General features: G+C 40.0%; 12 protein-coding genes. 2 read left to right on the top strand and 10 right to left on the bottom strand.

The genetic code is table 11. The annotated features are described in order from the left end of the window. Positions 1 to 139: 139 nt before the first annotated feature. The 4 genes from cydC to IRY55_RS09910 are packed head-to-tail and all read right to left on the bottom strand — an operon-like array spanning position 140 to position 5994. Positions 140 to 1867, bottom strand: coding sequence for a thiol reductant ABC exporter subunit CydC (cydC, locus tag IRY55_RS09895; protein ID WP_194563161.1), 1728 nt, complete (start codon positions 1865 to 1867; stop codon positions 140 to 142). Then, positions 1864 to 3579, bottom strand: a complete 1716-nt coding sequence (gene cydD, locus IRY55_RS09900) for a thiol reductant ABC exporter subunit CydD (protein WP_194563162.1) — start codon at positions 3577 to 3579, stop codon at positions 1864 to 1866. The genes cydC and cydD overlap by 4 nt, the downstream gene beginning before the upstream one ends. Next, entirely contained in the window at positions 3579 to 4604 is a 1026-nt protein-coding gene (gene cydB, locus IRY55_RS09905; RefSeq protein ID WP_194563163.1) for a cytochrome d ubiquinol oxidase subunit II, read from the bottom strand. The genes cydD and cydB overlap by 1 nt, the downstream gene beginning before the upstream one ends. Beyond that, the gene (locus IRY55_RS09910) at positions 4591 to 5994 is read right to left on the bottom strand and encodes a cytochrome ubiquinol oxidase subunit I (RefSeq protein ID WP_194563285.1); all 1404 of its coding nucleotides are present in this window, start codon (positions 5992 to 5994) and stop codon (positions 4591 to 4593) included. Before IRY55_RS09910 ends, cydB begins: the two co-directional genes overlap by 14 nt. Before the next feature lie 402 nt (positions 5995 to 6396). Here IRY55_RS09910 and IRY55_RS09915 point away from each other — a divergent pair, with 402 nt between their 5' ends. Continuing rightward, positions 6397 to 7884, top strand: a complete 1488-nt coding sequence (locus IRY55_RS09915; RefSeq protein ID WP_194563164.1) for a catalase — start codon at positions 6397 to 6399, stop codon at positions 7882 to 7884. 48 nt (positions 7885 to 7932) lie between these two features. Here IRY55_RS09915 and IRY55_RS09920 read toward each other — a convergent pair whose 3' ends face one another. The 3 genes from IRY55_RS09920 to trhO form a co-directional block, all read right to left on the bottom strand. Beyond that, entirely contained in the window at positions 7933 to 9240 is a 1308-nt protein-coding gene (locus tag IRY55_RS09920; RefSeq protein ID WP_194563165.1) for a globin-coupled sensor protein, read from the bottom strand. 1 nt (position 9241) lies between these two features. Continuing rightward, positions 9242 to 10072 (bottom strand): DUF368 domain-containing protein, encoded by an 831-nt coding sequence (locus IRY55_RS09925; protein WP_194563166.1) that lies wholly within the window; start codon positions 10070 to 10072, stop codon positions 9242 to 9244. A gap of 144 nt (positions 10073 to 10216) precedes the next feature. Continuing rightward, on the bottom strand, positions 10217 to 11185 hold the full coding sequence (gene trhO, locus IRY55_RS09930; protein WP_194563167.1) for an oxygen-dependent tRNA uridine(34) hydroxylase TrhO: 969 nt from the start codon (positions 11183 to 11185) through the stop codon (positions 10217 to 10219). A 254-nt stretch (positions 11186 to 11439) separates the two neighbouring features. On the opposite strand from trhO, the gene IRY55_RS09935 reads away from it, so the two are divergent. Beyond that, positions 11440 to 12882, top strand: a complete 1443-nt coding sequence (locus tag IRY55_RS09935; protein WP_194563168.1) for a polysaccharide deacetylase family protein — start codon at positions 11440 to 11442, stop codon at positions 12880 to 12882. A 63-nt stretch (positions 12883 to 12945) separates the two neighbouring features. Here the strand turns inward: IRY55_RS09935 and IRY55_RS09940 are convergent, their stop codons facing one another. The 3 genes from IRY55_RS09940 to IRY55_RS09950 form a co-directional block, all read right to left on the bottom strand. Beyond that, entirely contained in the window at positions 12946 to 13938 is a 993-nt protein-coding gene (locus IRY55_RS09940) for an NAD(P)/FAD-dependent oxidoreductase (protein WP_194563169.1), read from the bottom strand. Between the two features lie 82 nt (positions 13939 to 14020). Further along, the gene (locus IRY55_RS09945) at positions 14021 to 14296 is read right to left on the bottom strand and encodes a DUF6509 family protein (RefSeq protein WP_194563170.1); all 276 of its coding nucleotides are present in this window, start codon (positions 14294 to 14296) and stop codon (positions 14021 to 14023) included. A gap of 30 nt (positions 14297 to 14326) precedes the next feature. Beyond that, positions 14327 to 16861, bottom strand: coding sequence for a cation-translocating P-type ATPase (locus IRY55_RS09950; protein ID WP_235961121.1), 2535 nt, complete (start codon positions 16859 to 16861; stop codon positions 14327 to 14329). Between the last annotated feature and the right edge of the window lie 77 nt (positions 16862 to 16938).

Here is a 16938-nt window from a genome sequence, read left to right on the forward strand (position 1 = left end):
CTCATTGATGAAGTTTTTGTGAATATTTTATGGACATAGAAAACTGTTATCAATGGTACGTTACTATACAATGAGTGAGAAATCAAAATGTTTTATAACAAAAAAGACTCACTCTACATTTGAGAGTAAGTCTTCTTATTTATAAAGCACGATCTAATTCATAAAGACGACGGTAGCGAGCGTTCGTTTCATACAATTGCTCATGACTACCAATCATATCGATTTTTCCTTCGTCCATAAAAATAATCGTATCCATCTGTTCGATTGCAGTTAAATGGTGGGTAATGTAAATGACCGTTTGTTGCTGTAAGTTTTCCAACATCGTATGAACGAGGTCGCGTTCCGTTTCAGGGTCGAGTCCGACAGTCGGTTCGTCGAGTACGACGATCGGGTCATTTTTCAACAAAATTCGCGATAATGCGATACGTTGACGTTCTCCTCCTGAAAAACGTTGGCCACTCTCTTCCATTTGCGTATGCAAGCCATTTTCTAATGTCGCTAAATAAGCGCGCAATCCGACATGTTCGACGACGTGTTCAATCTCTTCCTCGGTCGCATCCGCTCGCCCGAGACGAATATTATTTAGCACTGACGTCGCAAACAAATACGGTTTTTGATTCAAGACGCTCGCCACTTCAAAAATATCGTCTCCGAATTGATGCGCTTCGTATTGATCGATACGAACATGCCCTTCAGTCGGAATGAACTGGCCGAGTAAGAGCTGTAATAAAGTCGACTTTCCTGCTCCACTCTTCCCTAAAATCGCCACTTTTTCACCATGACGAATCGTTAAATCAATCTGTTCTACCGCAGGACCTTCACTCCCAGGATAGCGAAATGTCACGTTTTCAAACGAAATGACAGGTTGTTTAATCGCTGCGATATCGATTTGAGCCGGTATCGGTTCATTCATCGTTTCTTCAATCTTTTCAATTCGTTGTAAAGACTGTTCATACACGGGAATGCGTTCAACAGCGTGAGATATTGGAATGATTGCTTCCATAATCGGCATGATCGCTAATGTAAATGCCGCGATATAGGTCGGTGCGATTAACCCATCGGCCGCTGCGTTTCCTGCCCAAAAACCGACAATGATGACGAGTACACCTGTGAATATTTGCAATTGCATCGTGCGCGTCTGATTCCATTCATCTAATTTTCGCTCCGCATCTACACTACTTGCTGCATCTGTTAAAAATCCATCAACAAATTGCTTTTTACGACCGCTAATGATCCAATCAGAAATTCCAAACAAAGCATCTGTCAATGTGTCATACAATTGCCCATGCAATGTTTTCGCACGCGTTTGATGTTTTTTAAATAAGTAAAGCGAGATAAGTGGATAAACGAATGCGACAACACTCATCGCAACAAGCATAAAGAACGCAAATAATGGATCAACCGTTAATAAAGAACCGATTGCAAAGACGAGCATCATCAATCCAATTAATGTAGGGAAAATCGTTCGAATGTACACATCTTGTAAATGCTCAATATCGTCCGCTAATGTTCCAAGTAAATCGCCGGTCTTGAAACGTTCTCGAATGAATAGCGCTTGCGATTCTAAAGCGCGATACAGTTTCACACGCATATCGGCAAGTATTTTCAACACCGCGTTATGGCCGAGTAGTCGTTCGACGTAACGAAAGACAGAACGTGAAATCCCGAATGTTCGCACCATGACGATTGGAATATAAACGAGTAAAATTGTCTCTGGACGTTCGCTCGTTCTCGAAATTAAATATCCCGAAGTAAAGGTTAAAAGAGCGGCTGACAACAAGGCGAGAAAACCGAAAAAGACCGTCCAACCCATCGCTGCCTTATACTTTCGAACGTACGGTAAAATGTACTGTTGTGTATAATTCATGCCGCTCCTCCTTTCTGAGATGCTAGGAGCATCTCGCGAAACTTACCTTCTGTTTGTGACAATTGTTCATACGTGCCAAATTGAACGAGTTCTCCATGGTCTAATACGAGAATGCGATCCATATTTTTCATCCAGTGCATGCGATGCGTTGCAAAAAAGACGAGATGATTTTCGAGTAAGGGAACGATGATTTCTTTAATATCGTGTTCCGTCTCAATATCTAAATGCGCGGTCGGTTCGTCGAACAACATGATATCACTTTGGCGTAAAAGGGTACGGGCCAATGCGATTCTTTGTTCTTCTCCTCCACTTAACGCGCGTCCCCCTTGACCGATTTTCTCTTCAAATTGATTTGGGAAACTTTGAATCAATTCATATAAACCAACTGTTTTTGCAGCTTGTACAACTTGTTCAAACGGTGCATCTGGTTCATAAAATCGTAAATTATTTAAAACAGAAGTACTAAATATTGTCGGATGTTGCGGAATGTAAGCGAGTCGTTCGTGCCACTCCGCATTATTCAATGTTGAAAAAGATTGATTATTTATTTGAACTTGACCTTCTTCGAATGTCGTAAACCCTGCAAGTAATCGGATCAATGTCGATTTTCCAGAACCTGAAAGGCCGACAATCCCTATTTTATCTTGATGTCCGACGGTAAAGTGGAGGTCGTTCAATAACAGTTGTCCTTCATCTCCATATTTCGAGACCCCTCGAAATGCAAATGTACCTTCTTCCTCAATGCGCATCGGTTCGGTACTTTTTTCTGGCGCTTTCATCGCGAGTACTTTCCGAATTTCTTCTCCCGCATCTTTTCCATCCGTCGTCGCATGGAAATCGTTTCCGAGTTCACGGACAGGCAAAAAATAGTCTGGAGCTAAAATGAGGACGAGCAAAGCAGGCTCTAATAGAATCGTTCCGTTAATTAATTTCATCCCTAGTTCTACTGCAATTAAGGCGACAGATAAACTCGAGAAGAAATCGAGTGCGAATGAAGACATGAAAGCATACTTTAATGCTCGATTTGTCGCAATTCGATATTTATTACTAACGGTTTCAATCGCTCTTTCATGGGAGCGACTTCGTCCAAGAAACTTCAATGTAACAAGTCCACGCAATGAATCGACAAAATGGCGAGATAATAAACGATACGAGTCCATTTGTTCATCCACTTTTTTCTGAGATACGAGTCCGATTAAAATTAAAAAGACAATTAAAATCGGCATGACGATAATTAATGTGACGCCACTTAAAACATCTTGAGTTAATATAAAAACGACTAAAATCATTGGAATAAGTGCCATCGATAAAAAACGTGGAATGAATAGCTCCACATATTTCCGATATTTTGGAATTCCTTCCAATGCGAGCGTAATGAGATTTCCTGAGCCGTGTGTTCCGATAATGTCCGGACCAATTTCAAATGTTTTTTCAATCAGTCGACCACGTTCATACTCGCTCACGCGAATTGCGAAACGATATGAAATCCGCTCTTTTGCCCATTGCAACAGTTGGCGAAAAAGATGTGCAACGAAAAATAGCACAAATGACTCCATGTAAACGCTGAATGGTTCACCGTGGAACATTTGTGTAATCGCTTTTGCCAAATATATTGCTTGGGTAATAATTGCGACCGCTTGGGCTACAGTGAGTAGCCCAACGATCGCCATTATTTTTTTACTTCCTTCATATTGAAGCAAGTGTTTGTCCATTAATGTTCCGCCTGTTCCACTTTTTTACGAGTGATGCGTTGACGGAAAATATAGTACGTCCACGCTGTATAAGCAAGCACGATCGGAACCATCGTTGCCGCAACATATGTCATTAACTTCAATGAATAATCTCCTGAAGCTGCATCATGAATACTTAAATTGTAAATCGGATCAATAGAGCTAACGAGCACGTTCGGGTATAATCCGACAAAATAACTCGCTGTTATTAAAATAAATGTTAAACCTGTCATAATGAACGCCCAGCCTTCACGTTGTTTCATCATGAATGGGAAGGCAAGCAATAATGTGACAATTGCTGCAATGATAACGTACGTGAATGGTGCGTTACCACCCGCCATAATCCCACTGTCTGATGTTAAGAACATCGCTGCATAGGCAATTAAAACGACGAGTGTTGCGATGAAGATTTTTTTCGCTTGCCCGAATGCACGTGCACGAATATCGTCTTCTGTTTTCAAGCCGATAAAGAATAACCCATGCAAGTACGAAAGCAAGACGAATAAAATTCCGCCAATGACAGACGTCACGTTCACGATATCCCCGAAGAAGTTCGCATTAACATGCATCCCTTCACCGAGCGGTAATCCTTGAACTAAACTTGTAAAGAATACTCCGAATAGAAACGGTGGTAAAATACTGCCTGTAAATAGAGCCCAGTCCCATGTGTAACGCCATTTTTGTGTGTCCCCTTTTTCACGGAACTCAAACGATACACCACGGACAATGAGTGCGAGTAATAAAAGCACAAATGCCATATAGTACCCACTAAAGACCGATGCATACCAATGAGGGAATGCAGCAAACATCGCTCCCCCTGCTGTAATTAACCATACTTCGTTCGCATCCCATACAGGACCGATCGTACGAATTAATACGCGTCGTTCCGTTTCATCTTTCGCTAAAAATCGAGTACTCATACCAACACCAAAGTCAAATCCTTCTAAAAAGAAGAACCCGATAAACAAAACACCTACTAATATGAACCATAACTCACTTAATGCCATGTTCCGCGCCTCCTGTCTCAAATGGATCTGTCGCTGAAACGTCTACTTCTTTCGGCTTCTCTGGTCCACGTTTAATCACTTTCACGAATAAGACGACCATCACAATTCCTAAAATTGTGTAAATTGTTGAGAACGCGATGAGAGAGAATAAAATCTGCCCTGCCGAAACGTTCGGTGATACGGCTGTTGCTGTTTCCATTAAACCATTGACAACCCATGGTTGACGTCCAATTTCAGACATGATCCAACCGAATGAGTTTGAAATGTAAGGGATAAAGATTGACAAGACGAGCAGTTTTAAGAACCATGTTTTCTGTGCTAATGTTTCACGGAAGTTATACCATAATCCTAATGCTGCCACTAAAATTAACACACCGCCTGTTCCCGCCATAATACGGAAACTCCAGAAAACAGTTTTAACAGGTGGAATGTAATTGCCTTCCCCGTGCTGTTGAACCATTTTATCCTGTAATGTGTTCATTCCTTCTACTTTACCTGTAAATTTATTGTACGCTAAATAGCTAAGTAAGTATGGAATATCGATACGATTCGTACTTTCTTTATTTTCAGTATCGATACTTGCGTACAATGTCCACGCTGCTGGGTCTCCACTATCTTCCCAGAGTCCTTCTGCCGCTGCCATTTTCATCGGCTGTGCATGCATTAAATATTGCGCTTGTGAGTGACCTGTAAAAGCAATCGCAAGTGCTGCGATCATTCCGATGACTAATGAAACATTCATTGAGTGACGTGCGAGCTCTTGGTGACGACCTTTCATCATATACCATGCACTGACACCTGCAATGAAGAATGCACCTGTCGCGAAACTTGCAAAAATCGTATGCGGGAATGCAACCCATAACTTTTCATTCAATAATACAGCTGCAATATCATTCATCTCTGCCCGGCCATTTTGCAATACGTAACCGACTGGGTTTTGCATAAACGAGTTCGCTGCTAAAATCCAAAATGCTGAAAGAGCTGTACCGATTGAAACCATCCAAATGGAGAATAAATGAACGCGTTTTGATACTTTGTTCCAACCGAAAATCCAAATTCCGATAAATGTTGACTCTAAGAAGAACGCAAGTAACGCTTCAATTGCTAAAGGCGCTCCAAAGATGTCCCCTACGAAACGTGAATATTCGGACCAGTTCATCCCGAATTGGAATTCTTGAATAATCCCTGTAACAACTCCGACTGCGAAGTTAATTAGGAAGAATATCATCCAGAACTTCGTCATCTTTAAATAAATGTCTTTCTTTTTCACAACATACATCGTTTGCATGATCGCAATAATAAATGCGAGTCCGATTGATAGCGGAACGAAGATGAAGTGGAATAGTGTCGTCGACGCAAATTGTAACCTTGCTAACATCACTTCTTCCATCATTGTAAAACACTCCTCTCGGTGATTTTAAAATTTTTCCGATTTCGATGTTGCTGTTCACCATACTCCTATTGTATAAGATTATTGTTTTTCTTTCGTGAACAAACTGTTGCCATATTGTTACAAACTAACGAACGAAAGCCCTTTCATATGCATTCTTGTAATAATTCAGACACAGTTCAATAGTCTGCCATACTTTACCCTTATATTTGAAGTTTAATCTTCTTTACGTAAAGGTATTTAGAACGTAGAGACTACATTATTTATAAAACTTTCTCATTCCTTATATTAGAATTTATATCTTTTTATAATGATTCTAAACAAAACACTTGTGAAATGAAAAAGAAGTTGTTATGATGTAATCGAATGGTGTGAACCAAATCATATTGGGAGGTATTTTAAATGAGAAATAAAGAAAGAAATTCTCAACAACAATTAACAACAGCAGCAGGAGCTCCAGTAGTTGATAACGAAAATTCAATGACAGCAGGCCCGCGTGGACCTGTACTTTTACAAGATGTGTGGTTAATTGAAAAATTAGCTCATTTCCATCGTGAAGTGATTCCTGAGCGTCGTATGCATGCTAAAGGTGGCGGTGCATACGGTACATTCCGTGTAACAAATGATATTACGGAATATACGAAAGCGTCTATCTTCTCTGAAATCGGGAAAGAAACACCGATGTTCGCTCGTTTTTCTACAGTAGCTGGTGAACGTGGTGCCGCAGATGCTGAACGTGACATTCGCGGATTTGCAATGAAATTTTATACAGAAGAAGGAAATTGGGATTTAGTCGGGAATAATACACCAGTATTCTTCTTCCGTGATGCAATGCATTTCCCTGACTTAAACCACGCGATTAAACGTGATCCACGTACAGGTTTACGTAGCGCGACGAATAACTGGGATTTTTGGACGAGCCTACCAGAAGCACTCCACCAAATTACGATTACGATGAGTGATCGTGGTATTCCGAAGTCATTCCGTCATATGCACGGTTTCGGTAGTCATACGTATAGTTTTATCAATGCACAAGGTGTACGTCACTGGGTGAAATTCCACTTCCATACACAACAAGGTATCGAAAACTTATCAGACGCAGAAGCAGCTGAAAAAGTAGGTCATGACCGCGAAACGCATATCCGTGACTTATACGACTCAATTGAAGAAGGTAATTTCCCAAAATGGAAAATGTACATTCAAGTGATGACAGAAGAACAAGCACGCAATCATCCTTACAATCCATTCGATTTAACAAAGGTGTGGTATAAAGGAGATTTCCCATTAATCGAAGTTGGCGAATTCGAATTAAACCGAAATCCAGCAAATAACTTCGCTGAAGTAGAGCAAGCAGCATTCACTCCAGCAGCAGTTGTACCGGGAATTAGCTTCTCTCCAGACAAAATGTTACAAGCTCGTCTCTTCTCTTATGGTGATGCGCAACGATATCGTCTCGGTGTGAACCATCACCAAATTCCTGTCAACGCACCACAATGTCCATTCCATAGCTATCACCGCGATGGTGCGATGCGAACAGATGGCAACTTAGGTGCAACGAAAACATATCAGCCGAATAGTTATGGTGAATGGCAAGATCAACCATCTTACAAGGACCCAGCACTTCGCTTAGATGGCGATGCGGACATTTACGATTTCCGTGAAGATGATGATGATTATTACACACAACCTGGTAAATTATTTAATTTAATGAACGATGAACAAAAAGAGGCGCTCTTCGGCAATACCGCTCGCAATATGGGCGATGCCCCAGACTTCATTAAATATCGCCACATCCGTAACTGTCACCATGCAGATCCTGCTTACGGTGAAGGTGTTGCAAAAGCGATGCATTTAACAGTAGAAGACGCGTTTAAAGAAGAACGCAAATAATATAAAAACGCAAAACGACCGCCATCGTTTTGCGTTTTTTCATACTTTTTACATATGTTCCACGGATTGAATTAAACTGTCTGATGATTTAGCCAACATATTAACAGCACTCGTCAATTCATTTAAAATATTTGAGATTGTCGCAATTTCTTCATTGGACTGTTCACTTTGCTGTTTAATCCCTGTCATCGAATGAACAATTTCACCGAAGACTCCCGATACTTGCATCGAATTGTTCGCACTTGTATGAATCAAGCGATACATCGCATCGATGGAACGCTTCATCTCTTCGGTACGACTGTCCATATCTTGAATAAGGCCAGTAACATTTCCGATTGCTTTTTTCGTTTCTTCTGATAAATTACGCACTTCGCTCGCAACAACCGCAAAACCCGCACCGTGGTCGCCTGCGCGCGCTGCTTCAATTGCCGCATTCAATGCTAATAAATTCGTTTGATCTGCAATCGAAGTGACAAGACTAACGATTGAGCGAATTTGATCTGAAGCTTCTCTCAATTCATCCATCTTCTTCGTTAATTCATCCATTTGATTCGTCGTCGCATTCATTTCTTGCGTTTGTTGCGTCATTAATTGATTACCGCTTACTGAGCTTTCTTCCGTCTCTACAACGAGTTCGAAGTTTTTCTCTGTAAAGCTTTTAATCGTTGTCGCTTGATGCGCTAATTGCTCAATGGCTGAACTCGTTTCTTGACTGATCGCTGCCAATTCTTCAACTGTACCAAGAACTGTCTGTTTAATCATTTCTTTTTCTTCTAAATCTTTTTCGCGTAATTTTAAAATTTCTTCATCATACGCTTCCGTCACCAATTGCTGTTCAAAATTTAACACTTTATTGAACGCAATAATGACATCTGTCTTTACTCGCGCTGGCATTTCTAATTGATGGACAAAATTGACGAATTCTTCGAATAAACTAGAAAATGAGCCGATGTACCATTTCGTTTCTAATTGAATATGGACATGAGCTTTCGCAATTCGAATACGTTGTTGAAAATAGGCTTCATCAATTTTCCCTTTAAATATTTCACCTAAATGGGCATGAAGTGTACCTTTTAATCGTTCAACAGTGCTATGTTCTTGGATGAGCGCGCTCAACTCAGGAATCTTTTCTAAGCCACTGTAAAAAGCTTCTGCCGTCACTTGCAATAGTTCATCTGAATAAGGCTTCAAAAGTTGCAACACTGCTAAATCTCGCTCTGTTAAACGAGCGAGTTGTAATTGTTTCTGTAAAGTTGGGTCCGGTAGACGAATCCACACATTTCGGAGTTCATTTTGAATTAATTCATCTGTCGTTCTTATATCATTTTCTTGTTTCTTTCTGAAAATAAAGCTCAAATTATAGCGCCTCCTTCTGTTCTTCCATTTCTCCTACTTCATTGAATATATTCGCGACAATCAAACCTGTCACAAATGCCACAATACTCATGACAAGAGGGGTCCCACTTTCAGGGAGTCCTGGATAAATAACAAAAACAGATCCGACAATCAATCCTAAAATAACAGAAAATGTTAGGACACGATGGTGATGTAAAATATAAGTAATCGCTTTACTGCTGACAATAAATCCTAAAGCGACACCTAGGCCGACCACGATAATAATCGGAATATTGAATGTCGATAAGGCATTCGTTGCCGTATGATAAGCTCCAAGCAATAATAAAATAAAAGAACCGCTAATTCCAGGCAATAACATAGCCATGCTCGCTAACCAGCCAGCAAAAAATAAAAATACAGCTTTTCCGACTGTCAGCTTCGTAATGACCGACGTATCCGGAACGATAAATGCTGTAAAAGCAAGTAAAATTGCCACAATCGTTAATACGATGAAATGGCCAAAAGTGAAATCCGTCTTCACTTTCGCTTGTTTTGCAATAAAAGGAATGACTCCAATAATCAGTCCTAAAAAGAAATACATCGTCGGCGTTTCATATTTCGTCAATAAAAAATCAATGACGCGACTGAATCCTAAAAGCGCAATTCCTATACCGATCCCTAAAGGAACGAGAAATGGTAACTGTTGCTTCCACTCTTTACTAAAAAATTTGCTTAGAGATTCTAAAAAGCGATCATAGATTCCTAAAATAAAAGCGATCGTCCCACCACTCACACCTGGAATTAAATCACTAATTCCCATAAGTAGTCCACGATATATATTTTTCCATTCCATCATGCAATCCTCCAAATAATCAATCTTGTTTATTATACCATTGATTTCATCAATGGTATGAGCTTTTCACAATTTAGTAATCGTTCTATCACAAATTAGACGAAAAAAAACTGTTTGAGTTCCATTCCTCAAACAGTTTTAACATTAACTTGCAACGACCGCACGATGCTCTTCTAATTGCTTCAAACGCTCAGCTACTTGTTCTTCTGTCATTTCATGTTCTTCTACATAGCGATTGCGAGGGTGTGTCATACAATCATCCGTACAACCACGCATATGAAGATGTTCATTTTCTTCTGAACATAAAATTTGCTCATTACACTCTGGATTCGCACAGTTAACATAACGTTCACATGGTGTACCATCAAAATGGTCTTTTCCTACGACTGTAGGATTTACACGGTTAACTGGTACGACGAGACGCTCATCGAAGACGTAACATTGTCCATCCCATAATCGCCCTTGCACTTCAGGGTCTTTACCGTATGTAACAATGCCACCATGTAAATGGTTCACATTATCGAAGCCTTCACGAAGCATCCACCCAGTAAATTTCTCACAGCGAATACCACCTGTACAGTAGGCGAGAACTTGTTTACCTTCAAAGATTTCACGGTTCTCTTTAATCCACTGTGGCAATTCACGGAATGTACGAATATCTGGACGTACCGCTCCGCGGAAATGACCAACATCATATTCATAGTCATTACGCGCATCAATGACAACTGTATTCTCTTCTTGCATTTTTGCATAAAATTCTGTCGGTTCAAGATAACGACCTGTAATTTCATTTGGATTAATATCGTCTTCTAAACTTAAGTTAACGATTTGTTCACGTGGACGCACGTGCATTTTCTTAAATGCATGCCCATCTTCATAATCCATCTTGAAAACAGTATCTGCAAAACGCGGATCTTTACGAAGTTCTTCCATATAAGCATCCGTCTGCTCAATCGTTCCTGAACATGTTCCGTTAATACCTTCTTTTCCTACTAAAATGCGGCCTTTCAGACCAATTTTTTTACAAAATGCTAAATGCTCCTCAGCAAATGCTACTGGGTCTTCTACTTGTGTGTATTTATAAAAAAGCAAAACGCGATATTGCTTATCCATCGATACAACCTACTTTCTATTTTTATAATGACTTTCGTTTAATTAGTTTCTCTTTTCGATTATACTAATGAAGGACATTGTATCATAATTCGAATTATGAAAAAAGGTTGAAGCGCTAGTTTGTTTTATTTTTCCATAGTCGGGTAAAGATTGCGCAAGGGAAAGTTTTTTCTTTTTGTGCAAACTATTTTAGTCGTTCTGACGTCTAAATAGCTGTAAATCATTTAAACTTTAGAAGCAAGGAGACGTTCAACATGTATCGATCACAAAGAAAAAAATCAAAGGGTAAGTTATTCGGCTTACTCGCACTCATTCTCATCCTCGTAGCAGGTGGTGGGTATGGTACCTACTATGCGTACGCCAATGAAATGGGACCATTTGCGGAAAAAAATGTAGATGCCAGCCAATTGGAAACCGAAACAACGACAGAAACGATGGAAGACTTAGACGGTTTAACTGTTGAAAAGAAAACTGAGACATTTAAAAGCGATCGCTATCCGTTTAAAGTGACTTACATCGAAACTCCTTTTGATGATGTGAACAAAACGACACAACAATTTATTAATGAACAAAAGCAAGCATATGTTGATCGCGTAGTCGAGACGCGATTGCAAGACAAAGAAGCAAAGGGTCAATTTGCTATGGATGTAGAAGTTGTCCAAGGGACAGACGGTCACGTCGCTTTCGTATTCCTTGAAGATACAAAGATTGAAAGCACAAAAACTCCTTATGAATTGCAACAGTTAAAAGCATTCCGTGCACTACAAAATGACGAATATGCTGGTTTATTCCCTATGGAATCACTTTTCGTTCAAAACGATGAACACTTAGTTACTCTTCAAGAAACTGTAGCAAATGCTCTACAAAATGACGAAATGTATCAAGATCATTTACGTGATGATTTTGATGAGAAGATGAAAGCGATGACGTGGAAAGATTTCGATAACTTCGCATTTACAGGCGATAATATCATTTTCTATTTCGATGAAGACCACTTTACAAAGTCTAATGAAGCAGGCGCAAATGCTGTTTCCATTCGTCTCCGTGATTTAAATGAAATGTTGACAGAAGACTATCAATCAACACAGCTCGATCCTTCTAAAAAATATGTCGCGATGACGTTTGATGACGGTCCAGATAAAAAAGTGACACCGATGGTTCTCGATATTTTAGACAAGTATAAAGCACCTGCAACATTTTATATGCTTGGAAATCGTGTGGAAATGGCACCAGATCTTGCAAAAGAAGTATTAGAACGTGGGCATGAACTCGGGAATCACTCTTATAGTCACCCACTGCTTCCTAATTTAGCAACGGATAAAGTGAAATATGAAGTGCAGCATACAAATGAATTAATCCAACAAGCAACAGGTGAAGGTCCGAAAACATTCCGTCCACCCTATGGAGGTGTGAACGATAAAGTTCGTGCACAACTCGGTGGTTTACCTGTTATCTTATGGGAAGTCGATACTTTAGACTGGCAACACCGTAATCCTGATAAATTATTAGCGATTACGAAAGCACAAGTCCATGATCGTGCGGTTATTTTAATGCATGATATTCACCAACCGACTGCGGACGGCTTAGATGCTGTCATGAAGTACTTACAAGATGAAGGGTACGAATTCATTACTGTGACACAAATGCTTGAATTAAAAGAACTTGATGAACAACTAAAAGCAGAAAAAGCTGCTTAAACTAAAAAAAGAGACGTATGAAATCAAATGGATTTCATACGTCTCTTTTATGCATTCTTTATTTTATTCATCTTGTTTAAAAACACTTGTACTATGTTTCGGTTGAACGCGTGCTTTCGGATCGACCATCGTTTTAATATGACTGATCGCAATCGGTGCTTCACCGAATCCGACAGCGATTAATTTTACTTTTCCGTCATAAGAAGCGACATCGCCTGCTGCGAAAATACCTTCAACATTCGTCGCCATGTGACGATCGACAATTATACTGTTTCGATCCATTTCTAGACCCCAGTCTTTCAACGGCCCGAGAGAAGATATATTTCCATAGTTCACAACGACATGGTCGAGGTCCATATGTTCTTCTTCTCCTTCTTTATTAGCGAGAACGACAGTATCTACTTTACCTTCGAGACCTTTAATTGCCTTCACTTGACGAGATGTTTTCACTTCGACCGTAGACTCCATTAATTGATTCACACTCGTCTCGTGTGCTGTGAAGCGCTCACGGCGGTGAACGAGTGTCACTTTCTCTGCTACTTCTTCTAACATAAGGGCCCAGTCTACTGCAGAGTCTCCCCCACCACAAACGAGAACGTTTTTGCCAGCGAATACTTGCAAATCTTTAATGCCGTAATGCAATGTCTCACCTTCAAAGTGAACTTCTTCTTCGATTCCGATCTTACGTGGTTGGAATGCTCCGATTCCAGCTGTAATTAAAATTGTACGCGTTAAATATTCGCCGCGATTCGTCTTTAATACGAAATGGTCCTCTTTTTTCTCATAAGACTCGACTGCTTCTTCTAAATAAATATTCGGCTTCGCAAATTGTGCTTGTTCTACTAGGTTTGCGACTAAGTCTTTCGCCAAAATTTTCGGGAAGCCCCCGACATCATAAATATATTTATCTGGATATAACTCGATTAATTGTCCTCCAAGTTGGGGTAAACTATCAATTAAATTGACACTCATCTCGCGCATTCCTGCATAAAATGTCGCGAATAAGCCTGTCGGTCCTGCTCCGATAATCGTGACGTCTACAATTTCCTTACTCATTATATCTACACTCCTATGTCTATTATCATTGAGAAACATTCTTAACACTTCCATTATGAAGCATTTTTAGCTATTTCGCACTTTATTTGTTTTGAGCATAATGCTCATAAAGAGCTTGTAATTCATCTTCATCAAGTTCATATTGTAAAATTGCTCCGTCTGCTGTCTCGTAAATAAAGTGAGCTAAAATAGCTTGCTCGTCCACATGAATGAGTAAACGAACGCCGATTCCATCTGCACGGTATAATTCATCTTCCTCATCTTCAAAACGCACGACGAAATGAACTTCCTCTCGAACTCCAGCTAAAATTCCCGTAGGGTCTTCGATGCGTTCGATTTCTTTTAATTGAATTTCCACAATCGTTCCTCCTCATTCTTTATCCATCATTCATTGTACACGATTTTTAGCACGACGTCGTTTCAATTTTAGCATTTCATTAAAGAAAATTGGAATGATACTCAGGCCAAAAACGGTGAGCCATTCTGCCATTGTTAAAGCATGAAGATGAAAGACATTAGCGAGTGGTCCGACTGTAACGAGTATTACTTGTAACATCAATCCGAATCCGAAAGCATACAATAAATAACGATTACTCCACAGCTGCTTTGAAAAAATCGTATCCGTCATTGAGCGAACGTTAAATGCATGGAATAACTGCGCAAAGCTCAATGTTAAAAATGCCATCGTCTGAGCTACCATCAATCCGTGAGCAGATAAGTTTTGGCCGTGCATCCATTGTCCGTCCACATAATACGCACCTAGTATAAAAGCAAATAAAGTTAATACGCCGATTAATAATCCATTCCATACGAGATGTTGAAGCGAACCGTGTAAAATGTGTTCTTCTGAACGACGAGGTTTTTGTTCCATGACATGACGATTATCATTATCCACTCCTAAAGCGAGTGCTGGAAAAGTATCCGTAATAAGATTGACCCATAAAATATGAACCGGACGTAATAACGTCGGCCACCCAAGTAAAATCCCAAAAAAGAGCGCGATAATTTCGCCTAAATTACAAGATAATAAAAAGAGTACGGTTTTTTTAATATTATTAAAAATCGTACGCCCTTCTTTAACTGCTTGCACAATCGAGGAAAAATTATCATCGGTTAACACGATATCCGATGCGCCTTTTGCAACATCGGTTCCAGTAATCCCCATCGCCACTCCGACATCTGCTGCTTTTAAACTAGGTGCATCATTCACACCATCTCCAGTCATCGATACGACGAGGTTGTGCGCTTGTAATGCTTGAACAATTTTCACTTTATGCGTCGGGGAAACTCGTGCAAATATGCATACATTCCGAACTTGACGAGCAAACGTATCAGAATCTACTGCATCAATTTCCGTTCCTGTCCAAACTTCATCCATCGAATGCGCTAAGCCAAGCTGGCGCCCAATAGCAAAAGCGGTATGAGGATCATCTCCTGTAATCATCACCGTTCGAATCCCTGCTTTTTTAGTTTCCGCTAGTGCTGCTTTCACTTCTTCACGAGGAGGATCCATCATCGCAGCAAAACCGACAAAGATGAGCTCATCTTCTCTATACAAATCTCCTTCTCGTTTCATTGCCGCACCTAATACGCGTAAAGCATCACTCGCCATTTCATTTGCTTGATTTTGAATAAGATGACGTTTTTCAAATGTTAAAGGAACCGCTTCTCCTTTCTCCCATAGAAAAGCACATTTCTCTAATACGCGATCTAACGCTCCTTTCGTATAAGCAATAGTGCGACCGTCCTTCTCATGAATCGTCGTCATCATTTTACGTGTAGAGTCAAATGGAATCTCATCGACTAATGGATAACGGTTGTATAAACTTGAGTCATATTTATATGCATATGTGACGAGTCCGACTTCTGTCGGTTCCCCTATCCAATCTCCTGCTGAACGTTCAACATGATGACAATGCGCAAACACTTCCGCTAATATATCGAGGGCTGAATGATGTGCATTCGGTTTTTCGATATGCCCTTCTGCCATGACATGAAGAACTGTCATCTTATTTTGTGTTAATGTCCCTGTTTTATCAGAACATATGACATCGACACTACCGAGTGCTTCTACAGCTGGAAGCTTACGAATAATAACGTGACGCTTCACCATTTTTCGCATCCCTAAAGCGAGCACAATCGTAACAACTGCTGGAAGTCCTTCCGGGATTGCAGCAACAGCTAAACTAATCGCAAGCATAAACATTTCGCGAATGTCCCGCCCTTGGAAAAAACCGATAGAAAAAATAATAATACTAATTAAAACGGTCGCGATACCGAGATATTTTCCTAATGTATTTAAACTTTTTTGTAAAGGTGTTAAATCATCAGCTGTTGCATTTAACATCGAGGCAATTTTTCCGATTTCCGTATCCATACCTGTTGCTTTTACAATTCCTAATGCTGTTCCATTCGTCACAATCGTAGACATTGCAGCGATTTCGTTTACTTCTTTTAACTGGGGAACCGATTCTCCCGTCAATGCAGATTCATCAATCATTAAATCTTTCGCTTGAATAATTTCTAAATCAGCAGGCACAAGACGGCCAGCTTCTAGCAATACGACATCTCCTACCACAACGGCAGTTGCTTCTACTTCTTGTACAATGCCATCACGCCGCACAAATGCTTTCGGTACCGTCATATTTTTCAAAGCTTCTAATGCGTCATCTGCTTTATATTCTTGAACTAAACTGATTGTAATATTTAAAACGACTACGATTAAAATAATAAATGCGTCGGTCGTTTCTCCTATCATGTAAGAAACGATGGCACCAATAAGTAAAATAAGCATCAGTACATCGAGCAACTGTTTTCCTATCTTTTTCAGTAACGATTCTTTTTTCGCTTCGACTAATTTATTTTCACCGTATCTTTGCAATAATTGCGTCGCTTCTTCTGTTGTGAGTCCTTGTCGTTTCATTTTTTCACTCCTTCTCGTCTTTCGGTGCATGTTTAACGCTTATTCTCGAATTTCTAAGCTTTATGTAAAACGTGAAA

Origin of the sequence: Savagea serpentis (genome assembly GCF_015351395.1) — a bacterium.
GTDB lineage: Bacteria > Bacillota > Bacilli > Bacillales_A > Planococcaceae > Savagea > Savagea serpentis.